The sequence below is a fragment of the Actinomadura montaniterrae genome (assembly GCF_008923365.1).
GTDB lineage: Bacteria > Actinomycetota > Actinomycetes > Streptosporangiales > Streptosporangiaceae > Spirillospora > Spirillospora montaniterrae.
In genome coordinates this window covers 1-20,410 of sequence record NZ_WBMR01000023.1, presented here as the reverse complement: position 1 = coordinate 20,410, position 20,410 = coordinate 1, and the positions used below count along the sequence as shown (strand labels likewise).

The following is a 20,410-nucleotide window of genomic DNA, read 5'->3' as shown; positions in this document are numbered from 1 at the left end:
CCCACACCCGGTTCAGGAGCCGCTGGGGTGGCGATGCGTCCGGCGGACACCCTTGTGGCCCGGTCTACCGGAGGCACCTCAGTCCCGACCGTGAACTGATGCGTTCCTGAAACGGCGGCAAAATAATGGGCGGGGCCCGGAGATCAGGGCTCGCCGTTCTGGGCAGGCACGCGCAGGCCTCCTCGCGCTCGGGGGGAGCAATCACGTGGAGTCGTATCCTGCCTTCAGATGCAAAGGTGCTGGCTCGGCTCGTGACCTGGTATGTAGCGTCAGGTTTCGATGAAGGGGTCGACGTACAAGAGGTGTAAATGCCGTGGTGCGGGCGGAAAGGAACTTGCTTCCCGCTGTCCGCAGTTGCGTCAGGAGGACGGCGCCTGGAATCCGCGGCACGGTACCTGGTACTTCTACCTGGAGCTCGACGCCGGCCAGGGTGGCAAGCGCCGTCGGCTCCGCCGGGGCGGGTTCACCACGCAAGAGGAAGCTGAGAACGCTCTGGAGGACGCGCGATGCCGCGCATTGCGCGGCTTGGACCCGAGCGTGCGGTACACGGTCGGGCAATACCTGGATCAGTGGCTCGCCGACCACCGCGGCCTGCGCCGGAGTACCCGCAAATCCTATGGGCAGCACATCGAGTACTACCTCAAACCCCACCTGGGCCACATCGAACTGGACCAGCTACGCGTTGCGCATCTGAACGAGATGTTCGCCGCGATCGACGCCGACAACGAGCGCATCCTGTGGGCGGCTGGGGAACGCCGGCGACTGCTTGCTGCGGCTCGGCAGGCATGGCGATCCGGGGACAGGGCCGCGCACAGAGCCGCTCGCGCTGAACTCGCCGGGCTTCCGCCGCACCGTCGGACAGTCGGGGCAGCCACCATGCAGCGCATCTGCGCGACGCTCCGGTCGGCTCTGGCGGATGCGGTACGGCAAGACCTGACCGCAGTGAACGTGGCGAAGCTGACCAAGCTCCAAACAGGCAAGCGGCCCAAAGCGCTGGTGTGGACTACCGAACGCGTCACCGCATGGCAGACCGCCTATGAGCGGGAACTGGCGGAGCGGGAACGAACTGGCGGCCGTACGGTCAACGCGTTCAAGATCTGGATGTCGCTGCCGCGCCCTTCGCGGGTGATGGTGTGGACGCCCGAACAGACCGGGACATTCCTCGACCACGCCGCAGACCACCCGCTGTACCCGTTGTTGCACCTCATGGCTTTCAGGGGTTTGCGACGCGGGGAGGCGTGCGGCCTGGTGTGGTCGGACCTGGACTTGGCCGGGGCGTCGCTGACCGTCCGGGAGAACCGTGTGAAGATCACCTACCGGGAGATCGAGGACGGTGACCCCAAGTCCGACGCGGGCGACGACACGATCCCGCTCGACTCCGGTACCGTTGCCGTGCTCAAAGCCCACCATCGTCGGCAGGGCGAGTCCAGGGCCGAGTGGGGCCAGGCGTGGCAGGAGTCGGGAAAGGTGTTCACGCGGGAGGACGGCTCGGCATTGCATCCCGATCACGTGACCGATGGGTTCGCCCGGCTGGCCTACGGTGCCGGGCTGCCGCCCATTCGGCTGCACGATCTTCGCCATGGCGCCGCGACGCTCATGCTCGCTGGTGGCGCGGACATGAAACTGGTCCAGGCGATGCTGCGGCACTCCTCGCTCGCCATCACCGCCGACACCTACACCAGCGTCCTCCCAGAGGTCGCCCGCGAAGCCGCCGAAGCCGCTGCGGCACTGGTGCCAAGGAAGATCCCGACTCTGGAAGCCCGGCCTTCCGTCCTCCCCGCGTCCTCCCAAGGTGAAGAGGAGTAAGCCCCCCACTGCGTGCACGTGACGTGTATCCGCAAGCCACGTAGGCGATGCGTTGAGTGGGTCGCGTGGGACTCGAACCCACAACCTACGGATTAAAAGTCCGGAGCTCTGCCAATTGAGCTAGCGACCCGTCCAGCAAGCGTACCGAGAGCGGGGCGGGGTTCGCGACGGGGTTACCGGGCGGGGGCGAGCCGGACCGGGAGGTGCTTGAGGCCGTTCTGGAAGTTGGACGCGAGGCGGACGGCGGGGCCGGTGCGCTCGACGTGGAGGGGGAGGAGTTCGCGGAAGACGGCGCGCATCTGGGTGCGGGCCAGGTGGGCGCCGAGGCAGAAGTGGGGGCCGAAGCCGAAGCTGACGTGGTCGTTGGGGGTGCGGGAGACGTCGAAGCGGTCGGGGTCGGGGAAGACGGTCTCGTCGCGGTTGGCGGACGCGTGGTAGACGACGACCTTCTGACCGGCCTTGATCTCGTGGCCGGAGAGGGTGAGGTCGCGGGTGGCGGTGCGCCGGAAGTCCATGACGGGCGGCCAGTAGCGGAGCATCTCGTCGACGGCGGTGGGCAGGAGGGACGGGTCGGCGCGGAGGCGGGCGAGTTCGGCCGGGTGGTCGAGGAGGGTGAGCAGGCCGCCGGGGATGCCGTTGCGGAGGGTCTCGTTCCCGGCGACGGCGAAGAGGAAGAACATGTTCTCGAACTCGTGGTCGGTGAGGCCGCCCTCGAGCATGCGGGACATGATGTCGCCGCCCGGGTTCTCCTTCTTGACGGCCGCGAGCGCGTGGGCGTAGGCGAACATGTCCGCCAGGGCGGTGTAGGAGCGGGGGTTGACGGGGCGGCCGTCCGGGTGGGTGAACGAGGTGGGGCGGTACTGCATGGCCTTCTGGGCCATGGGGCTCATGGACGCGGCGTCCGCGGTGGAGAGGCCGGCGTACTCGTCGTCCTGGTAGCCGATGACGCGGGACGCCCAGTCGTACAGGAGCCGGCGGTCTTCGTCGGGCACGCCCATGATGTGCGCGAGCGTCCATACGGGCAGGTCGGCGGCCAGTTCGACGAAGTCGGTCTCCTTACCGAGGGCCGAGGCGATGAGGGCGCGGGCCCGTTCGTCGATGGTCCGCTCCAGGGCGCGCACTGCGCGGGGGGTGAAGGCGGCGGCGACGATGCGGCGCAGGCGGGAGTGGTCGGGCGGGTCCTGGTTGAGCATCATCGCGCGGACGAACGCGAGGTCCTCGGGCGTGTCGGGGTCGCGGATCTGGGTGGCGCCGAGGTTGGACGAGAACAGCTCGGGGGACCGTAGAACGTGTTTCACGTCGGCGTGCGAGAAGACCGCCCAGTAGCCGGTGCCGGCGGGCCAGGAGCCGACGGCGGGTTCCGGGATCCAGGCGACCGGGGATTCGGCGCGCAGTTTCCTGAACACGTCGTAGGGGACCCCGGTGGCGTAGGTGGCGGGATGGAAGATCTCCTCGTGCATGCCCACAGCGTGCATCATGACGGTGTGACGGTGAAGCCTGAGGACGCTGCCGGGATCCTTCGTGACAACTTCGCGCCCTGGGTGCTGGAGTTGGGGCTCGTCGTAGAGGAGGTGGGGGACGGGTCCGCGGTGCTGCGGTTGCCGTGGTCGGATCGGCTGGCGCGGGAGGGCGGCGCCATGTCGGGCCAGGCGCTCATGGCGGCTGCTGATACGGCGGTGGTCATCGCTGTAGCGGGGGCCAAGGGCGGCTTCGTGCCCATGACGACGGTTCAGCTCAACACCGCGTTCATGCGGCCCGTGGTGGGGACGGACGTCCTCGTGACGGTGAAGCTGGGCAAACTGGGCCGGACGCTGGCGTTCGCGGACGTCGTCATGGCGACGGACACGTCGACCGTCGCGCAGGCCAGTGCCGTTTACGCGATCATCGGGTGACATGAGCCGAATCGAAACGGTGAAGGTGCCGGACGGTGAGTTCCGGCTGCACGTGTGGACGCCCGCGAGCGCGCGCGGGCCCGGGATCCTGCTCATCCAGGAGATCTTCGGTGTGGGCGAGTACATGGAGGCCGTGGCCGAAGACCTGACGGCCATGGGCTACGTGGTGGCCGCCCCAGACATGTTCTGGCGGATCGAGCCGAACTGGACGACGAAGCACACCGAGGAGGCCCTGCCCAAGGGGATGTCCATGGTGTCCCAGTTCGACTGGGACAAGGGCCAGGACGACGTGGAGGCCGCTCTAGGGGCGCTCAAGGGCCTGCCCGAGGTGGATGGCCGGGTCGGCGTGCTCGGGTTCTGCTTCGGCGGGACGCTGGCGTATCTGCTCGCCACGCGGGCCGAGCCGGACGCCGTGGTCTCGTTCTATGGCAGCGGTGTCCCGGGTGCGCTCGGAGCGCTGGACGCGGTGCGATCGCCGTTGCAGTTCCACTTCGGCGGGTCCGACGACTTCATCCCGAGGGAGGACGTCGCGGCGGTGGAGCGCGCCGTCGCCGGACGGGACAGGACGGAGATCCACGTCCAGGAGGACGGCGGCCATGCCTTCCACAACCGGAAGGCGCCGATGTTCTACCAGCCGGAGCCCGCAGACCGGGCGTGGCGGCTCACGGAGGACTTCCTCCGCCGCTACCTGCCCGTCTCGTAGCGCGGCCTAGTAGCGCGGCCTATAGGCACCACCTAGGCAGCGGCTCGGTTTCGGCGAGCCAGGCTGCGGGCGGGTGTCCGACGATGCCGCCGACTATCGCGCAGGTGGTGTCGATGTCGCCTCCTGCGGCGGCCGTCGTCCAGAACGCCCGCTCGTAGTCGTGCAGGTGCCGGGCCGCCGCCCACAGGGTGAACGGCACCGTGTCGTGTGCGGCGACCTGGCGGCCGTTGCCGAGGACGGCCGCGGCGGTGGCCGGGTCCCCGATGGTCAGCAGCCGGCGTGCTTCGGCGATGCCCTTGCGGACCGTGCCCTGTGGTGTGCGGGCCAGTACCTCGTCGAGGAAGCCGCCCGGCGACGGCTTGCCAGGCGCGATTGCCGTGGCCACGGCTACGGCGATCGCGCCCGCAATGGCCTCTGGATGGGGGTGTGTTACCTCTGCGGACAAGGCCGCCTGGCGAGCGGCCTCTGCCGGGTCCCCTGCGAACCAGGCCCCTACTGGCGCCACGCGCATCGCTGCGCCGTTTCCCCAGGAACCCATGCCGTCGAAGGGTTCGCGGGCGAGCGTCCGCCAGTCGCCGCCCTCTCGTACAAGCCGCAACAGGCGGCCGGTAGACGGGCCATAGCCGCGGTCGAAGTCGTGGCGTTCGGCGAAGGTTGCTGCGAGGGCGTCCTGGTCGATGGTGCCGTGCTTGCACAGGACGAGGTGGACGGACGCGGCCATCTCCGTGTCGTCCGTCCAATGCCATGGGCCTGGGGGAAGCGTTTGGTTCTCGTAGGCGGGGCGGTTCTCGGGGACGAAGAAACTGAGATCCGAGCGCGTCCCCTACGGAGAGGGCTAGAAGCGCGGCGTGTGAGCGTTCCGCGGCGGATGAGGTCATGTGGTGGATGGGGCCGTGGTGGATGGGGTCATGTGGTGGATGGTTCCAGGGTGAGGCGGGACAGTTCCTTGCGGGAGGAGATCCCGAGCTTGGGATAGGCCTTGTAGAGGTGGTATTCGACCGTCCGGCGGCTCAGGAACAGTTGCGCGGCGATCTCGCGGCTGCTGATGCCCTCCGCTGCGAGCCGGACGACCTGGAGTTCCTGCGGGGTGAGGCGGTCGAGCAGCACGGGCGCCGTGGGCGTGGACGCAGAGCCGGATTCACCGGTCGCACGCAGTTCGGCGCGCGCGCGGTCCAGCCAGGGCTTGGCGCGGAGCCGCTCGAAAACCTCCATGGCGGAGCGAAGCGGCGTACGGGCGTCGGAGCGGCGGCGCGCACGGCGTAGCCATTCTCCGTACAGGAGCTCTGTCCGTGCCTTTTCGAACGGGCGGGTTGCCTTCTCGTGCAGGCGGACGGCCTGTGCGTACGCGTCCTCGCTGTCGTCCACCAGGGCCTCGCACCGGAGCGCGATGGCCGAGGCCCACGGCTGCTGCACGGCATCGGCCCAGGCGCGGAACCGGTCGAACGGCGCGCGCGCCCGCTCCGGCTGTCCGGCACGAACGGCTACCTCTACGAGGTCCGCTACGGCGAGCATGGCGTCCGCGCTGTAGCGGTGGTGCACGGACTCTAGGTGGCGGAGCGCATCGTCGTACCTTCCGAGGCCGAGTTCGAGAAGGCCCAGCGCCCCGTCGGACCGCTCCGGCATCTCGCGCAACCGCGACTCGTCGCCCTCCACTGCAGCCACGCGGGCGAACACCGCGGAGAGCCGCCAGTCGCCGCTGGGCAGGCCCGTGTCGCAGGCCAGCGAGATCGCCTCGATCAGCGTGGCCTCCGCGTCCGCGTGCAGGCCCGTCGCGACCTGCGCCTGCGCCTGCGTCCGCAGCACGCCCGGCAGCGCCCCGATCAGGCCGTTCAACCGGCAGCGCGCGGCCTCCACGGCGGCCAGCTCCAGCGCCGCCTCGTCGTCGCCGAGGACCAGCGCGAGCCCCGCCGCGTCCTCCAGGCCGGCGGTCGCGCGCGGCTCCGGGGTGCTCGTGCGCGCCTCCGCGACCAGCGCGGCGAGGAGCGGGACGCCGCGTGCGAGGTCGTCGCCGGCGAGGTGCGCGAGGCCGCCGACCATCGCGTCGCCCGGCAGCGCTTCGGCGGCGCGCAGCAGGGCCGGCGTCTCCCCGGCGGTCCACGCATAGGTGGCGCCCGTCCGCAGCATCGTGGCCTTGTCGTCCGGCTCCGCATAGGCGGAGTGCTCCACCATCATGCGCGCGGCGGTGCGCCGGTTACCGCGTTCGTACTCGACCACCGCGCGCACACGGCCGAGCCTGGCGAGCTCAGCGGGGTCGTCGGTGAGCGTGCCGGCTCTGGCGGCGAGGTGTTCCGCCTCGTCCGGACGGCCGGCCTGGAGCATCATGTTGGCCGCGGCGCGCAACCGTGCGGCCTGCGCGTCCCGGGCAGGGGTGAGGTCCGCCGCCTGCTGGTAGAGCCTCGCCGCCGTGACGTACCCGGTGCGTTTCCGCGCGCGCTCGGCGGCGTCCTGCAGATCCACCGCGACGTCCTCGTCCGGACCGAGAGCGGCTGACGCGCGGTGCCGCGCACGGCAGTCGGCGTCCTCGGAGGAAGAGGCCAATGCCTGATGCACGGAGATACGGCATGCCGCTACAGCGCCCTGGTAGACGGCGGCCCTGATCAGCGGATGGCGGAAGGCGATGGACCGTCCGCTCACCTCCACCAGCCCGTCCCGTTCGGCCTGCTCCAAGTCCTCTAGGCCGACCCCCATTTCGCGCGCGGCGCCCAGCAGGCTCGGCATGTAGCCGCGTCCTTCCGCCGCCGCGATGAGCAGCATCAGACGGGTCTTCTCTGGAAGCTCATCGATCCGGCTCTGGAACCGCGCGACGACACGATCCGCGACGGGCAGCGGACGGGACCCGTCCGGCAACCGATCCCCGGCCATACCGAACTCGCGCAGCGCCAGCGGATTGCCGTCCGCGTCATGCAGGACCCGGTCCCGGGCGTCCCGCGACAGGCCGTGCTCGGCGAGGAACCGCACGGCGTCGTCGCGCCCGAGCCGCTGTAGAGGCAGCTCAGGGAGGCCGGTGCCGGTGAACGCGTCGTCCCGCGCGGCGAACAGCATGACCACCGCCTCGGCCGCGAGCCGCCGAGCGGCGAACAGCAGCGCCTCGGCCGTCGCGCCGTCGAGCCACTGGGCGTCGTCGACCAGGCAGAGCACCGGGCCGTCTTCGGCGAGGTCGGCCAGGAGCGTCAGGACGCCGAGGCCGGTCGTGAACCGGTCCCGGGCGGCCGGGAGGTCTCCGGACGGCCCGGAGCCGCTCAGCGCGGCGTTCAGAGCCGCGGCCTGAGGTCCGGGAAGGCCGGCCAGGCGGTCGCGGACGGGCCACAGCAGCTGGTTGATCCCGGCGAACGCGATGCCCGACTCCACCTCGATCCCGGTCACCCGCAGGACGCGCCCCCCGGCGTCGCCCGAAGCGAGTTCCGCGGCGTGGTCCAGTAGCGCCGACTTGCCGATGCCCGCCTCGCCGCGCAGCAGCAGCGCACCGCTGCGTCCCTCGTCGCGCGCCCCCGCGAGCAGGGAGGAGATCCGCGCCTGTTCGTCGTTTCGCCCGTAAAGCACGACTACAAAGTACGGGGCGTACTACCGAAACCTTACTGATTCGCCGGGCGGCGGCCTGCTCGTAGCTTCTTCACCAGCGAGAACGCCACTAGGAGGACGTCATGCACGAACTGTTCGAGGAGCTGTCGGCCGGGAAGCTGGAGCTGTCCAACCGGTTGGTGATGGCCCCGATGACGCGCAGCAGAGCCGTCCACGACGGGAAGGTGACGGCCCTGCACGCCGAGTACTACGCGCAGCGGGCCGGCGCGGGCCTCATCATCACCGAGGGGACGCAGCCCAGCGTGCGGGGCCAGGGCTATGTCTGGACGCCGGGGCTGCACAGCGACGAGCAGGTGGAGGCGTGGCGGGCGGTCACCGATGCCGTCCACGCGGAGGGCGGCGTCATCTTCGCACAGCTCATGCACACGGGACGCGTCGGCCACCCGTCGCTCTATCCGGACGGCGGGCTGCCCGTAGGGCCGTCCCCGATCGCCACAGGCGAGAAGATGTGGACGCCGGAGGGCATGCTCGACCACCCCGAGCCCCGCGAGATGACCCTGGACGACATCGCCGAGGCGGTGGCCGACTTCGCCGCTGCGGCGCGCAACGCCATCGCCGCCGGGTTCGACGGCGTGGAACTGCACGGCGCCAACGGCTACCTCATCCAGCAGTTCCTGGCGGACGGCAGCAACAAGCGAACCGACGCCTACGGCGGCACCATCGAGAACCGCATCCGCTTCGGTGTGGAGGTGGCGCAGGCCGTCGCGGACGCGATCGGACCGGACCGCGTCGGGTTCCGCGTGTCGCCCGGGAGCGTCGCCAACGGCGTCAGTGAGAGCGACACCGGCGAGCTGTACGACGCCCTAGTGGCGGCACTGGCGCCCTTGGGGCTCGCCTACCTGCACATCATGGAGCTGGGCGACCGGGAGAGTACGCGCCGCATCCGTGCCGCCTGGCCCGGCACGCTCATCCTCAACCCCCACCCGACGCCGGAGTCGTTCTCGTCCACGCCGGAGGACGGTGTGGAGGCGCTGAGGGAGGGCGTCGCGGACGCCGTGGCGTTCGCCCAACTGTGGCTCGCCAACCCGGACCTTCCCACCCGCATCAAGGCGGGCGGCCCCTACAACGAGGGCGACCGCGCCACCTTCTACGGAGGCGACCACCGCGGCTACACCGACTACCCCACCCTGTCCTAGACGGGGCTCAGGCCGAGGGCCCCGCGCCGGTGTCGACCGGTACGGGGCCCTCGCCTGTGCGCGCGCTTGGGCTTCAGCCCAAGCGTGTGCGTACGTCTATCCCCGGCTTAGTAGCCGGGCCGGACGCCGCCGTTGAACTGGCTCTTGTAGTAGTGGGTCAGCTTGATCTTCTTCACGTGGGAGCCGGAGTGCGGCGCGTGAATCATGTAGCCGTGCCCCACGTAGATGCCCACGTGCGTACGGCCGCTGTAGAAGAAGAGCAGGTCGCCCGCCTTGGCGCCCTTCCAGGAGACCTTGTGCTTCACCGCGCGATAGATCTGCTGGGTCGTGCGCGGAAGCTTGACGCCGGCCTTGCGCCAGGATCCCTGCGCCAGGCCTGAGCAGTCCCACGAGCCCGGCCCGGAACCGCCGTAGCGGTACGGGTCGCCGATCTGCTTGTAGGCGTACTTGACGGCTACGGCCGCGCGCTTGCTCTGCTTGGCGGCGCGGGACGTCGCGGACGCGGCCTTGGTGGTCGCGGTCTTCGTGCTCGTCGCCTTGGCGGCCGACGCCGCGAGCTCGACGCGCTGCGGAACGTTGGCCGAGGCTCCGGCGGGACCCGCCGCCAGGAGCGTCGCTCCGAGCGCTGCGGTCGTGGTGAGCACGAGCCCACCGGCGGTGATACCGATCTTCAGGGGGTTTCGGGGGGTATGCAGGATGACTCCAGATCTCGCGGGTGATGCCTACCGGGGCAGCCGTCATCCCGCGCTGAGCGCTGGACGTTCGGGATGCGCCGCGGCCGCCCGGTGCCCGCGGCGCCATGGGAGGGCGCCACGGCCGGCGAGCCGCTTCCGGCTCCGTGCTTCTCGTCTGCACGGATGAGGCGATCGACGCGGGCGTGCTCGTATGGCGGCGCTCTAGGGGCGTCCTGGTGGACGGTGCCCGGCCGCTCTTCGCCGAGAGGCCGGACGCGTGCCGCCGCCGCGCGTCGGTGCGTGTTCTGTTGTCCGAGCGGCCCGTCGTGCCGCATGAACCGGGCAGGAACGTAGCCAGACTCCAGCGGCGCAGGCAAATCTCAGGTAGATCACGAACCTTCCCGGACGCATGCGACGGAAGTGGTGTCCTCCGTGCGGCCTGCGCAAATCGAGATCATTTTCCGCGAATTGTGAAGTGGGTCACAACCTGCGGAAACGCGGGGCGATTCGGTGATCTGGACGGGCGTCTCGGGCCGGGTTATCCACAGAACACGGTTCTGGTTCCGCTGTCCGGGCGGCGGTGCTCGACTGGTGCGGTCCCGGATTTCCGGGCGCTTTCCGCGTCTGGCAAGGAGATCGATCAATGGCCGCGAATGTGTTAGTTGTGTCACTTCCCTCCATCGCTCTGTGGCGGATCGAGGACGCTGCGTTGCCGGATCCGGCCACGGTCCGGGGATTGACTGCGGCGCCTCCCGGCCCTGTAGTCCGAGAGAGATTCATGTCCGGTGCCCGGAGGGAGTCCCGTGTTCCGCAGGTCCGGCAGAACGCGCCTCGCGCGCGTGCTCCCCGCTCTCGCCCTCGCGGCCGCCGTCACGGTGACCGCCTCGCCCGCCGCCCACGCCCGTACCGGCCCTGCGCCGTCCACTGCCAAGGCCCCCACGACCGCCAAGTTCCCCCGAGGGTTCCTCTGGGGCGTCGCCACGTCCGGCTTCCAGGGCGAGGGCTCCTTCCCCGACAGCAACTGGACGCGCTACATCAAGCGGAAGGCGCCCGGCATCAGCGACCCGTACAAGAAGTCCGTCGACTTCCTGCACCGCTACCCGGGCGACATCGAACTCGCGCGCAAGCTCGGCGTGAACGTGTTCCGCACCTCGATCGAGTGGGCCAGGATCGAGCCGAAGCGGGGCGTCCGCGACCCGAAGGCGATCGCCTACTACGACGACCTCGTCCGCCGGATCCGCGCCGCCGGCATGCGGCCGATGATCACACTGGACCACTGGGTGTACCCCGGATGGGTGGCCGACCAGGGAGCCTGGGACAACCCGAGGACCCAGGCCGACTGGCTGCGCAACGCCCGGTTCATCGTCGACCGCTACAAGCGCCAGGGCGTCATCTGGATCACCTTCAACGAGGCCAGCGCCTACATGTACAAGGAGCTGACCATGCGGCCGATGGGCCTCGGGCAGCTCGCCGCCATGCGGACCGCGCTCACGAAGACCCACCGCGCCGCCTACGACATGATCCACAAGCTCGACCCGGGCGCCCCCGTCTCCACGAACGTCGCCTACGGGACGGCGCTGAACGGCATCTTCGACGCCGCGCTGTTCAACGACGTCACCGACAAGCTCGACTTCGTCGGCATCGACTACTACTACGGCGCCAACGCCCAGAACCTCACCGCCGGGTACGCGCTGACCGGCGAGTTCTGGAAGATCGACCCCGAGCCGGAGGGGCTGTACTACGTCCTCAAGAGCTACCAGCGGCGGCTGCCGAAACTGCCCGTGTACGTCGTCGAGAACGGCATGTCCACCGACAACGGCAAGCCCCGCCCCGACGGCTACACGCGCAGCGAGCATCTCCGCGACCACATCTACTGGGTGCAGCGGGCGATGGCCGACGGCGTCAAGGTGATGGGCTACAACTACTGGAGCCTCACCGACAACTACGAATGGGGCAGCTACGAGCCGCGCTTCGGCCTGTACACGGTGAACGCGCTGACCGACCCGTCCCTGGCCCGCCGTCCGACCGACGCCGTCGCGACCTACCGCTCGATCATCGCCGACCGTGGCGTCCGGGCCGGATACGTGCCGGTCCGCCGCCCGGGTTGGTGCTCGGTCGAGGACCCGGTCGCCACCTGCTTCGGCACGACTCCGACCCCGCCCGCCGCCTACCGGGTCCCCGCCGGCTGACGCCCGGAAATCGCCGCCTCTCACTGCTGGAATGATAATCATTTTCATGGCACCCTGAATCCGTCCGCACAACGGAGGAAGGGAGCACGGCCATGTCCTTGACCGTCGACGACCGGCTGCTGGAGAAGGCGATGCGGGGCGAGGTGGACGACGCCTCGTTCGTCGCCTGCGTCCGCGACTCGCTGCCCTACGCATGGGAGGTCATCAGCGGCGTCGTCGCCCGGATGCGGGACGGCGGCGCCGGATTCGCCGACAACCGGACCCCGCCGCCGGACGAGCGGGCACGCGGCCAGCTGCTACGCGTCCTCGCCAGCGACGCGATGCGCGGCGCCCTGGAACGCCACTTCGGCGTCCGCCTGGCGTTCCAGAACTGCCACCGCGTCGCCGCGTTCGACCTGACCACCGACGGCGCCGCCGCCCGCTACGAACGCTTCGTCTCACCCCGCGCCCAACTCCTGAACCAGTCCCCAGACCTAGTCGACTGCTGACCCGCCAACCCCCCGCCCACGGCCCCTGGGCCACGCCCCACCACTCCCACCAAGCCCACCCGCCACCACGCCAACGCTCGCGGTGCCACCCCCTCGCGCTGCCGAGAGCCGCGCCGAGCCAAGGCACCGCGCCGAGCCAAGGCACCGCGCCGAGCCAAGGCACCGCGCCGAGCCAAGGCACCGCGCCGAGCCAAGGCACCGCGCCGAGCCAAGGCACCGCGCCGAGCCAAGGCACCGCAGTGAGGCGCTGGCAGCGAGGCGCCGCTAGCGAGGCGTTGCGAGTGAGGGGGCGCGAGTGGGGGCGGCGAGTCAGGCTCCGCCAGCGAGGCTCCGTCGGCGAGGCGGCGCCCGCAAGGCGGCGCCCGCGGGGGGCCGTCAGGGAGGGGTCGCCAGGGGCCGCCAACGACGGGCCGCCAACGACGGGCCGCCAACGACGGGCCGCCAACGACGGGCCGCCAACGACGGGCCGCCAACGACGGGCCGCCAACGACGGGCCGCCAACGACGGGCCGCCAACGACGGGCCGCCAACGACGGGCCGCCAACGACGGGCCGCCAACGACGGGCCGCCAACGACGGGCCGCCGGGGAGGGGCCGCGACGGGCTGCCGGGGAGGGGCCGCCAGGGAGGGGCCGCCAGGGGCCGCCACGACGGGCCGCCAGGGAGGGGGCGTTAACGAGGGCCGCCAACAAGAGGCCGCCAGCAGGCGGACGCCAGCAAGGGGCCAGCGCGGGGGCGCCAGGGAAGGACACCAGGAAGGGGGCAAGCGAAGGGGCGGACGGGTGAGGTCGTGTGGTTGGGCTTGGGCTTGGTTCACCGGAGTGGGAGCTTGCCCGGCCGCGGGGCGATGAGGGCGCGGCCGGGCAGGGGTGGGGTGGGGCATGAGGCGGGGTTTCTGGGGTACCGGCGCGGTGACCGCTAGGAAACAGGGGTTCGCGTGGGGGATGTGCAGGCCGGGACGAGGCGCGCGGGGAGCGTGCCGAACCTCGGTGTGGTCCGGGGCAGCGGGTCACCGGGCCCGGGCGGCGCCGGGGACGGGCTGCTCCTGAGCCTCAAGCGGGCCGCCGCCGCGCTGCGGGACGCGGGGGTCGAGTACGCGCTGGCGGGCGGGTTCGCGGCGTACGCGCACGGCGCGGCGGTGTCCACGCACGACGTGGACTTCGTGGTGCGGGAGCGGGACGTCGATGAAGCGCTCACCGCGCTCGCCGGCGCCGGCATGGGTCATTTGGACAGCCCGGAGAACTGGCTCGCCAAGGTCTGCGACGGGGAGCACCTCATCGACCTCATCCACACGCCGTCGGGCCGTCCCGTGGACGGCGCGCTGCTGGGACGGGCCACGGAGATGGCGGTCGGCGCGGTGTACATGCCGGTGCTGCCCGCGACCGACCTGGTGATCATGCGGTTGATGGCGTTCAGCGAGACCGCGTGCGACTTCAGCGGATTCCTGCATGTCAGCCGGGCCCTGCGGGAGCAGGTCGACTGGCCGTACGTGGCCGAGGAGACGGCGGAGTCGCCGTACGCCTACGCGTTCCTCGCCCTGCTGTCCCGTCTCGGCGTCATCGAAAGGGGCGTGCCGTGACCGAGTACCTGCCGGCGCACATCCAGGAGACGCTCGCGGCGCGCGCGCACGAGCTCGGCATTCGCGTGGACGTGCGGGGGGACGTCGTCCATCTGCGCGGTGAGGTCGCCAGCGAGGAGCAGCGCCGCGAGGTCGAGGAGGCCGCCCGGGTGGCCGCGGAGGGGCACGAGATCTGCAACGAGGTGCACGTCGTCGCGGTGCCGGAGCCCGAGGGGGAGGAGAGGCTGTCATGATCCGTGTGGCGGCGGCCGGGGACCTGCACGTGGGGGCCGACATGGCCGGGGTGTACCGGGGACGGCTCGGGCAGCTGGCCCGGCAGGCGGACGTGTTCCTCGTCGCGGGCGACCTGACCAGGCACGGGACGGTCGAGGAGGGCCGGGTCGCGGCGGGCGAGCTGCGGGACCTCGGGGTCCCGGTGATCGCGGTGCTGGGGAACCACGACTACCACTCCGACAGCGAGGAGGAGATCGCGGACGTCCTGCGCGAGGCGGGGGTGACCGTGCTGGAGGGGGACGGGACGGTCGTGGACTGCGACGGCTCGCGGCTCGGCGTCGCCGGCGGCAAGGGCTTCGGCGGCGGGTTCGAGGGGAAGTGCGCGAGCGACTTCGGCGAGCCGGAGATGAAGGCGTTCATCCGGCACACCAAGTCGTTCGCCGACCGGCTCGGCACCGCGCTCCTGGAACTGGACGCGGACGTGCGGGTGAGCCTTACGCACTACTCGCCCGCCGAGGACACGCTCGAAGGCGAGCCTCCGGAGATCTACCCCTTCCTCGGGAGCTACCTGATGGGCGAGGCGATCGACGCGGCGGCGCCGGCCCTGGCGATCCACGGGCACGCGCACAAGGGGACAGAGAAGGGGATGACGCAGGGCGGCGTCCGGGTGCGGAACGTCGCGCTGCCGGTGATCCAGCACGCCTACGCCCTGTACTGCCTGGACCTGCCGTCGGCCGCCGACACGGCGAGCCCCGACCGCACCGAGGAACGAGTCTCCGCCTGGTAAGCCCCCAATGTTCCGTGCGGAACCGGCCCCGGCGTCCCGCGCGGAACCGGCCCCGGCGTCCCGCGCGGTGTTGGCCCCCGACGTCCCGCGCGGTGTTGGCCCCCGACGTCTTGCGCGGAGCTGGCCCTTGACGTCCTGCGCGGAGCTGGCCAGACGTGCAGCGGGTAGTTGGCTGGGCGTCCCGCGAGGAGGTGGTCTTCGGCTGGTGATTGCCTGCTGGGTGTGCTGGGGAGGCGTTTCCGCCTGGTGGCGGCTCGCCGGACGGGCTGAGGAGCCCGCGTCCGGCTGGTGACTGACCTCGGGCGTGGTGGGGGAGCGTGGGTGGTGTGCGGGGTGGTGGGGTCAGGGTTTTAGGAGGGATTGGACGGCCTGTTCGACGGGGCCCTGGGTGGCGAGTTCGCCGGGGGAGGCGTCCACGCCGAGTTTGGTGAGGGCGGGGGCGATCGTCCGGCCGGACTCGTAGAGGGAGATGATGCGCGGGTCGATGTAGGAGGCGCGGGCCACGGCCGGGGTGTTGCCGAGATAGGCGGCGACCTCCTTGACGACGCGGACGACGGCCTTGTGGCGGGCGGTGTCGCCGGTGCCGGCGCGGGTGGAGACGGCGAGGCCGACGGCGGCGAGGACGGTCGCGTGCCAGGTGCGGAAGTCCTTGGCGGTGAAGTCGCCGCCGGTCACCTCGCGGATGAACGCGTTGATGTCGGACGCGGTGACGTCGTGCCAGCCGTTGCGGGTCCGGTAGGCGAGGAGTTCGGGTGATGCGTCCTTGCGGCGCATCAGGCCGGCGACGACCTTGCAGACGTTCTCCTCCGCGACGGACTGGTACCGGTCCTTCGAGCCCTTCGCCGGGTACTCGAACGTGACCTGCCCTCGGCGGCAGGTGACGTGCTCGCGCAGGACGGTGGCGAGGCCGAACGTGCCGTTCTCCGCGGCGTACTCCTCGCTGCCTATGCGGAAGAAGCCGAGGTCGATGAGCCGGACGGCAGCGGACAGCACGCGGTCGCGGCGGTAGCCGCGGCCGGCGAGGTGCCGGGCGAGCGTGTCGCGGACGTCGGGGAGGCGTGCGGCCAGGTCAAGGACGTGGTCGTGCTTCTCGCGGTCGCGCTGCTCGCGCCACGCCTCGTGGTACAGGTACTGGCGGCGTCCGGCGGCGTCGGTGCCCATCGCCTGGATGTGGCCGTCGGCGTCCGGGCAGATCCACACGTCCTGCCAGGCGGGCGGGATGACGAGGGCGCGGATCCGCTCGCGTTCGGCGGCGTCGGCCAGGGCGCGTCCGTCGAGGCCGAGGTAGGTGAAGCCCTTGCCGCACCTGCGCCGCGCGAAACCGGGTTCGGAGGGGTCGCTGCGCTGGAGCTCCATGGGCGCCTCAGCCGGGATGGATCTCGCCGCCGGCCGGCACCAGCGTCTGGCCGGTGTAGTAGGACGACTGCCGGTTCGCGGCGAAGAAGACGTAGGAGGGGGCGATCTCGTCGGGGTCGGCGGGGCGGCCCATCGGGGCCTGGCCGCCGAAGCCCTCGACGCGCTCGGCGTCGAAGGTGGCGGGGATCAGCGGCGTCCAGACGGGGCCGGGGGCGACGCAGTTGACGCGGATCTCGCGGTCCATGAGGTTCTGCGCGAGGGAGGTGGCGAGGGTCATCGCGGCGGCCTTGCTGGCGGCGTAGTCGATCAGCGTCTTGTTGCCGCGCAGCCCGTTGATGGACCCGGTGAAGACGATGGACGACCCGGGTCCCATGTGGTCGAGGGCCTCCTGGACGGTCCAGAACAGGGCGTACACGTTGACGGCGAACGTCCGCTGGAGCTGCGCGTCGTCGATCTCGCGGACGTCCTTCACCGGGGTCTGGGTGCCGTGGTGCAGGACGAGGACGTCGAGTCCGCCGAGGTCGCGGACGGCGTGCCCGACGACTTCGCGGCAGTGCCGCTCCTCGGCGAGGTCGCCGCCGAAGGTGAAGCAGCGGCGTCCTTCGGCCTCGACGAGGGACCTGGTGTGCCGGGCGTCGTCGTCCTCTTCGAGGTAGGTGAGGGCGACGTCGGCGCCCTCCTTGGCGAACGCGACGGACACGGCGCGGCCGATCCCGGAGTCGCCGCCGGTGACGAGCGCGCGCTTTCCGTCGAGGAGACCGCTGCCGGTGTAGCCGCGCATCTCGTCGCGGGGCTCAGGCGTCATGTCCCCCGTGCGGCCCGGGTAGGACTGGCTCTGTGCCGGAGGTTCGGTCATGCCGGACGGGTGCCCGGGGCGTCCCCGGGCAAACGTCCGCCGTATTGTGACTCCCGGGTAACATCGCGCCCGGGCAATCCGCCGGGGTGTGAGCAGAACGCCGGGATGACGTCTGGGTAACATCATCCCGAACCACATTCGGTCCCTCACGTAAGGTGCTGCTTATGGACCTGAACGGAGTTTCCGCCGTCGTATCCGGTGGCGCGAGCGGCCTCGGTGAGGCCACCGTGCGCGCGCTGGCCGCCGAAGGCGCCAAGGTCGTCGTCGCCGACATGAACGAGGACAAGGGCAAGAAGGTCGCCGACGAGGTCGGCGGCGTCTTCGTCAAGACCGACGTCTCCAGCGAGGAGCAGGTGCAGGCCGCCGTCCAGGCCGCCGTCGACACCGGCGCCCCGCTGCGCGTCATCGTCAACAGCGCCGGCATCGGCTGGGCCTCGCGCACCGTCGGCCGCGACGGCACCCCGCACGACCTGGCGTCCTACGAGACCGTCATCCGGGTCAACCTGATCGGCACCTTCAACCTGATGCGCATCGGCGCCGCGGCGATCTCCAAGACCGAGCCCGCCGACGCCGACGGCGCCCGCGGCGTGGTGATCAACACCGCGTCCATCGCCGGCATCGAGGGCCAGACCGGGCAGATCGCCTACTCGGCCTCCAAGGGCGGCATCATCGGCATGACGCTGCCGGCCGCCCGCGACCTCGCCGCGATCGGCGTCCGGGTCAACACCATCTGCCCCGGCATCATCGACACCCCGATCTACGGCGAGGGCGAGGCCGCCGACGCGTTCAAGGCCAAGCTGGCCGCGCCGGTGCCGTTCCCGAAGCGGATGGGCAAGGCGTCGGAGTTCGCGCACCTCGTCAAGTCCCTCATCGAGAACGACTACATGAACGGCGAGACCATCCGTTTCGACGGTGGCATCCGCTTCCAGCCGAAGTGAGGCACTGAATGACCGACGCTGTTCTCACCGAAGAAGACGGCGCCGTCCTCATCATCACCATCAACCGGCCGGAGGCCCGCAACGCGGTCAACGGCGAGGTGGCGAAGGGGATCGCGGCTGCCCTGGACGAGCTGGACTCCCGCAAGGACCTGTCCATCGGCGTCCTGACCGGCGCCGGCGGCACGTTCTGCTCCGGCATGGACCTCAAGGGCTTCCTCACGGGCGACAACCCGACCGTGGAGGGCCGCGGGTTCGCCGGCATCACCGAGCGTCCGGCGGCCAAGCCGCTGATCGCCGCGGTGGAGGGCTACGCGCTGGCCGGCGGCTGCGAGGTCGCGCTGTCCTGCGACATGATCGTGGCCTCCCGGGACGCCCAGTTCGGGCTGCCCGAGCCGAAGCGCGGCCTGGTCGCCGCGGGCGGCGGGCTGCTGCGGCTGCCGCAGCGCATCCCGTTCCACATCGCCATGGAGATCGCCCTGACCGGCGACAAGTACCCGGCGGAGCGGATGGCCGAGCTCGGGTTCGTCAACCGGCTCGCCGAGCCGGGCGGCGCGCTCGCCGCGGCCAAGGAGCTGGCCCTGAAGGTCGCGGAGAACGCCCCGCTGGCGCTCGCCGCGACCAAGAAGGTCATCGTCGAGTCCGCCGACTGGTCGTCCGCCGAGGCGTGGAAGAAGCAGCAGGACATCACGCTGCCCGTCTTCACCTCCAAGGACGCGCAGGAGGGCCCGGCGGCCTTCGCCGAGAAGCGCAAGCCCAACTGGAAGGGCGAGTGACCGCCCTAGCCTGACCGTCCACGCCTGACCGCCTTCCAGCGGCGATCCACGGGCGGTGATCGGGGGACGTTCTCCGGTCACCGCCCGCGGCATGTCCGGCGCCCGGAGCATGTCCGGCGCCCGGAGCCGAACCGGCTCCGGGCGTCCGCCGTTCCCGCGACCAGTGACGCGACCAGTGAGGCGCGTGAGGCGGTGCGGCCTGTTCTGGCCGACCGGAAAGTCGGTCTTACTTGGAAGTAAGCCTTCCCGTACTCTTTGGCGTGCGCTTGAACTGATCTTGGGAGCTCATATGGGACGGAACGCGGTGACCGCCGCGGCCCTGGCCATCGCCTGCGGCGCCGGCACGCTCGCCGTGGCCGCCGCGCCCGCCCAGGCCGCCGCCGGGTGGAGGAATGTCGGCGGCGCCGGGCTGGCCTACGACGGCAGCCTCGACCGCGTCGACTTCGGCGCGGCGAACGCCGGCTGGGCCGTCGGCGCCGCGGGCTCGTTCTTCAGCCCCCAGACGAAGATCGCGAAGTGGAACGGGTCGGCGTGGGTCGCGCAGGCGAGCCCGGTCGGGTTCACCCCGACGGACGTCGCCGTCGCGAGCGCGAGCAAGGCGTGGATCGTCGGCTACAACCTCGGCGGCGCCGTCGGCCTGTACTGGAACGGCGCCAAGTGGAGCAAGGTCGCCTACCCGCTGGTCGGCCTGCCGGGCCAGGTCGCCGCCGCGCCGGACGGCACCGCCTACTCCGTCGCGGGCGTCGACGCGACCGCGGGCGGGCTCAGCGCCGTCCTGCGCTGGACGGGCACCGCGTGGGCGGACGCGAAGGTCCCGCTGCCCGCCTCGTCGGCGATCACCGCCGTGGACGTGAAGTCGAAGAACGACGTCTGGCTGGCCGGGACGACGTCCGCCACCGGCACGTCCGTGACCGGCCTGGTGATGCACTACGACGGCAAGGCGTGGAAGCGGATCGCCGTGCCGGGCTCGCTCGGCGTCCCCGCCTACCAGGGTACCCTGTACAGGATCGTGGCGAACTCGCCGACGAACGTGTACGTGCTGCGCGTCCGGCAGAACGCCCAGATCACCAACGCGATCCTCCGCTACGACGGCACGTCCTGGAAGACGATCAACACGCCGCTGAACACGGCCGGCATCGGGCTGTCCGCGGACGGCAAGGGCGGCGTGGTCATGCTGCCGATCACGACCGGTAACAAGACCCAGTACATGCACTACAACGGCACGTCCTGGACGACCCTCAACGGGCCCGCCCGCACCGGCACCGTCCAGGCGTCCGACGCCGACGCCCGGCCCGGCACCACCGCGGTCGTCAGCGCCGGCACCGCGACGCAGACCGGCAAGAAGGTGCCCTTCATCGAGTACTACGGCTGACCCCGCCGCACCGCGGCGATCCGCCCGCTCAGCGCGGCGGGCGCCGCGGCCGATCGACGGACTTCGGCCGG

Annotated in this window: 17 protein-coding genes, 1 tRNA gene and 1 pseudogene; 12 read left to right on the top strand and 7 right to left on the bottom strand. The window is 71.0% G+C overall.

What is annotated here, in order from left to right:
• Window positions 1-279: 279 nt before the first annotated feature.
• Window positions 280-1,806, top strand: coding sequence for a site-specific integrase (locus F9B16_RS11375; protein WP_151539986.1), 1,527 nt, complete (start codon window positions 280-282; stop codon window positions 1,804-1,806).
• A 57-nt stretch (window positions 1,807-1,863) separates the two neighbouring features.
• Here F9B16_RS11375 and F9B16_RS11370 read toward each other — a convergent pair.
• Window positions 1,864-1,936: transfer RNA gene (locus F9B16_RS11370), tRNA-Lys, on the bottom strand.
• Between the two features lie 43 nt (window positions 1,937-1,979).
• Window positions 1,980-3,266, bottom strand: a complete 1,287-nt coding sequence (locus F9B16_RS11365) for a cytochrome P450 (RefSeq protein WP_151539985.1) — start codon at window positions 3,264-3,266, stop codon at window positions 1,980-1,982.
• Between F9B16_RS11365 and F9B16_RS11360 the strand changes: the two genes are divergently transcribed.
• Entirely contained in the window at window positions 3,246-3,698 is a 453-nt protein-coding gene (locus F9B16_RS11360) for a PaaI family thioesterase (protein ID WP_225991549.1), read from the top strand. The genes F9B16_RS11365 and F9B16_RS11360 overlap by 21 nt on opposite strands.
• A 1-nt stretch (window position 3,699) precedes the next feature.
• On the top strand, window positions 3,700-4,401 hold the full coding sequence (locus tag F9B16_RS11355; protein WP_151539984.1) for a dienelactone hydrolase family protein: 702 nt from the start codon (window positions 3,700-3,702) through the stop codon (window positions 4,399-4,401).
• 19 nt (window positions 4,402-4,420) lie between these two features.
• Here F9B16_RS11355 and F9B16_RS11350 read toward each other — a convergent pair.
• A pseudogene (locus tag F9B16_RS11350) lies at window positions 4,421-5,125 on the bottom strand (ADP-ribosylglycohydrolase family protein); the annotation flags it as partial.
• A 182-nt stretch (window positions 5,126-5,307) separates the two neighbouring features.
• Window positions 5,308-7,941, bottom strand: a complete 2,634-nt coding sequence (locus F9B16_RS11345) for an ATP-binding protein (RefSeq protein ID WP_151539983.1) — start codon at window positions 7,939-7,941, stop codon at window positions 5,308-5,310.
• A 101-nt stretch (window positions 7,942-8,042) separates the two neighbouring features.
• Between F9B16_RS11345 and F9B16_RS11340 the strand changes: the two genes are divergently transcribed.
• Window positions 8,043-9,116 carry an alkene reductase gene (locus tag F9B16_RS11340; protein ID WP_151539982.1) on the top strand — a complete coding sequence of 358 codons (1,074 nt, stop codon included), beginning with the start codon at window positions 8,043-8,045 and terminating at the stop codon, window positions 9,114-9,116.
• A 107-nt stretch (window positions 9,117-9,223) separates the two neighbouring features.
• Here the strand turns inward: F9B16_RS11340 and F9B16_RS11335 are convergent, their stop codons facing one another.
• A complete protein-coding gene (locus F9B16_RS11335; protein WP_192808724.1) occupies window positions 9,224-9,760 on the bottom strand; it encodes a C40 family peptidase in 537 nt (178 codons plus the stop codon).
• 869 nt (window positions 9,761-10,629) lie between these two features.
• Between F9B16_RS11335 and F9B16_RS11330 the strand changes: the two genes are divergently transcribed.
• The 5 genes from F9B16_RS11330 to F9B16_RS11315 all read left to right on the top strand — a co-directional run bounded on the left by F9B16_RS11330 (window position 10,630) and on the right by F9B16_RS11315 (window position 15,044).
• Window positions 10,630-11,979 carry a glycoside hydrolase family 1 protein gene (locus F9B16_RS11330; RefSeq protein ID WP_151539981.1) on the top strand — a complete coding sequence of 450 codons (1,350 nt, stop codon included), beginning with the start codon at window positions 10,630-10,632 and terminating at the stop codon, window positions 11,977-11,979.
• Window positions 11,980-12,071: 92 nt separating this feature from the next.
• Complete coding sequence (locus tag F9B16_RS11325; RefSeq protein ID WP_151539980.1) at window positions 12,072-12,467, top strand: SCO5389 family protein; 396 nt, start codon at window positions 12,072-12,074, stop codon at window positions 12,465-12,467.
• A gap of 935 nt (window positions 12,468-13,402) precedes the next feature.
• Window positions 13,403-14,044, top strand: coding sequence for a nucleotidyltransferase (locus F9B16_RS11320; RefSeq protein WP_225991548.1), 642 nt, complete (start codon window positions 13,403-13,405; stop codon window positions 14,042-14,044).
• The gene (locus F9B16_RS50800; protein ID WP_192808723.1) at window positions 14,041-14,277 is read left to right on the top strand and encodes a BON domain-containing protein; all 237 of its coding nucleotides are present in this window, start codon (window positions 14,041-14,043) and stop codon (window positions 14,275-14,277) included. The genes F9B16_RS11320 and F9B16_RS50800 overlap by 4 nt, the downstream gene beginning before the upstream one ends.
• Window positions 14,274-15,044: a metallophosphoesterase family protein gene (locus F9B16_RS11315; protein WP_151539979.1), complete on the top strand. Its 771-nt coding sequence runs from the start codon at window positions 14,274-14,276 to the stop codon at window positions 15,042-15,044. Before F9B16_RS50800 ends, F9B16_RS11315 begins: the two co-directional genes overlap by 4 nt.
• Before the next feature lie 342 nt (window positions 15,045-15,386).
• On the opposite strand, the gene F9B16_RS11310 is transcribed toward F9B16_RS11315, so the two are convergent.
• On the bottom strand, window positions 15,387-16,400 hold the full coding sequence (locus F9B16_RS11310; RefSeq protein ID WP_151539978.1) for a DNA topoisomerase IB: 1,014 nt from the start codon (window positions 16,398-16,400) through the stop codon (window positions 15,387-15,389).
• A gap of 7 nt (window positions 16,401-16,407) precedes the next feature.
• Entirely contained in the window at window positions 16,408-17,256 is an 849-nt protein-coding gene (locus F9B16_RS11305) for an SDR family oxidoreductase (protein WP_151539977.1), read from the bottom strand.
• Between the two features lie 164 nt (window positions 17,257-17,420).
• Here F9B16_RS11305 and F9B16_RS11300 point away from each other — a divergent pair, with 164 nt between their 5' ends.
• The 3 genes from F9B16_RS11300 (at window position 17,421) to F9B16_RS11290 (ending at window position 20,339) form a co-directional block, all read left to right on the top strand.
• Complete coding sequence (locus F9B16_RS11300; RefSeq protein ID WP_151539976.1) at window positions 17,421-18,194, top strand: SDR family NAD(P)-dependent oxidoreductase; 774 nt, start codon at window positions 17,421-17,423, stop codon at window positions 18,192-18,194.
• Window positions 18,195-18,202: 8 nt separating this feature from the next.
• The gene (locus tag F9B16_RS11295; protein WP_151539975.1) at window positions 18,203-18,967 is read left to right on the top strand and encodes a crotonase/enoyl-CoA hydratase family protein; all 765 of its coding nucleotides are present in this window, start codon (window positions 18,203-18,205) and stop codon (window positions 18,965-18,967) included.
• Window positions 18,968-19,256: 289 nt separating this feature from the next.
• Window positions 19,257-20,339, top strand: coding sequence for a hypothetical protein (locus F9B16_RS11290; protein WP_151539974.1), 1,083 nt, complete (start codon window positions 19,257-19,259; stop codon window positions 20,337-20,339).
• Window positions 20,340-20,410: the final 71 nt, after the last annotated feature.

What these genes read in the sequence shown, in the direction of transcription:
- F9B16_RS11375 (WP_151539986.1), top strand. Translation starts at nt 280, where the DNA reads ATGAAGGGGTCGACGTACAAGAGGTGTAAATGCCGTGGTGCGGGCGGA.
- F9B16_RS11360 (WP_225991549.1), top strand. Translation starts at nt 3,246, where the DNA reads ATGGAAGATCTCCTCGTGCATGCCCACAGCGTGCATCATGACGGTGTG.
- F9B16_RS11365 (WP_151539985.1), bottom strand. Translation starts at nt 3,266, where the DNA reads ATGCACGAGGAGATCTTCCATCCCGCCACCTACGCCACCGGGGTCCCC.
- F9B16_RS11355 (WP_151539984.1), top strand. Translation starts at nt 3,700, where the DNA reads ATGAGCCGAATCGAAACGGTGAAGGTGCCGGACGGTGAGTTCCGGCTG.
- F9B16_RS11340 (WP_151539982.1), top strand. Translation starts at nt 8,043, where the DNA reads ATGCACGAACTGTTCGAGGAGCTGTCGGCCGGGAAGCTGGAGCTGTCC.
- F9B16_RS11325 (WP_151539980.1), top strand. Translation starts at nt 12,072, where the DNA reads ATGTCCTTGACCGTCGACGACCGGCTGCTGGAGAAGGCGATGCGGGGC.
- F9B16_RS11315 (WP_151539979.1), top strand. Translation starts at nt 14,274, where the DNA reads ATGATCCGTGTGGCGGCGGCCGGGGACCTGCACGTGGGGGCCGACATG.
- F9B16_RS11310 (WP_151539978.1), bottom strand. Translation starts at nt 16,400, where the DNA reads ATGGAGCTCCAGCGCAGCGACCCCTCCGAACCCGGTTTCGCGCGGCGC.
- F9B16_RS11305 (WP_151539977.1), bottom strand. Translation starts at nt 17,256, where the DNA reads ATGACCGAACCTCCGGCACAGAGCCAGTCCTACCCGGGCCGCACGGGG.
- F9B16_RS11300 (WP_151539976.1), top strand. Translation starts at nt 17,421, where the DNA reads ATGGACCTGAACGGAGTTTCCGCCGTCGTATCCGGTGGCGCGAGCGGC.
- F9B16_RS11295 (WP_151539975.1), top strand. Translation starts at nt 18,203, where the DNA reads ATGACCGACGCTGTTCTCACCGAAGAAGACGGCGCCGTCCTCATCATC.
- F9B16_RS11290 (WP_151539974.1), top strand. Translation starts at nt 19,257, where the DNA reads ATGGGACGGAACGCGGTGACCGCCGCGGCCCTGGCCATCGCCTGCGGC.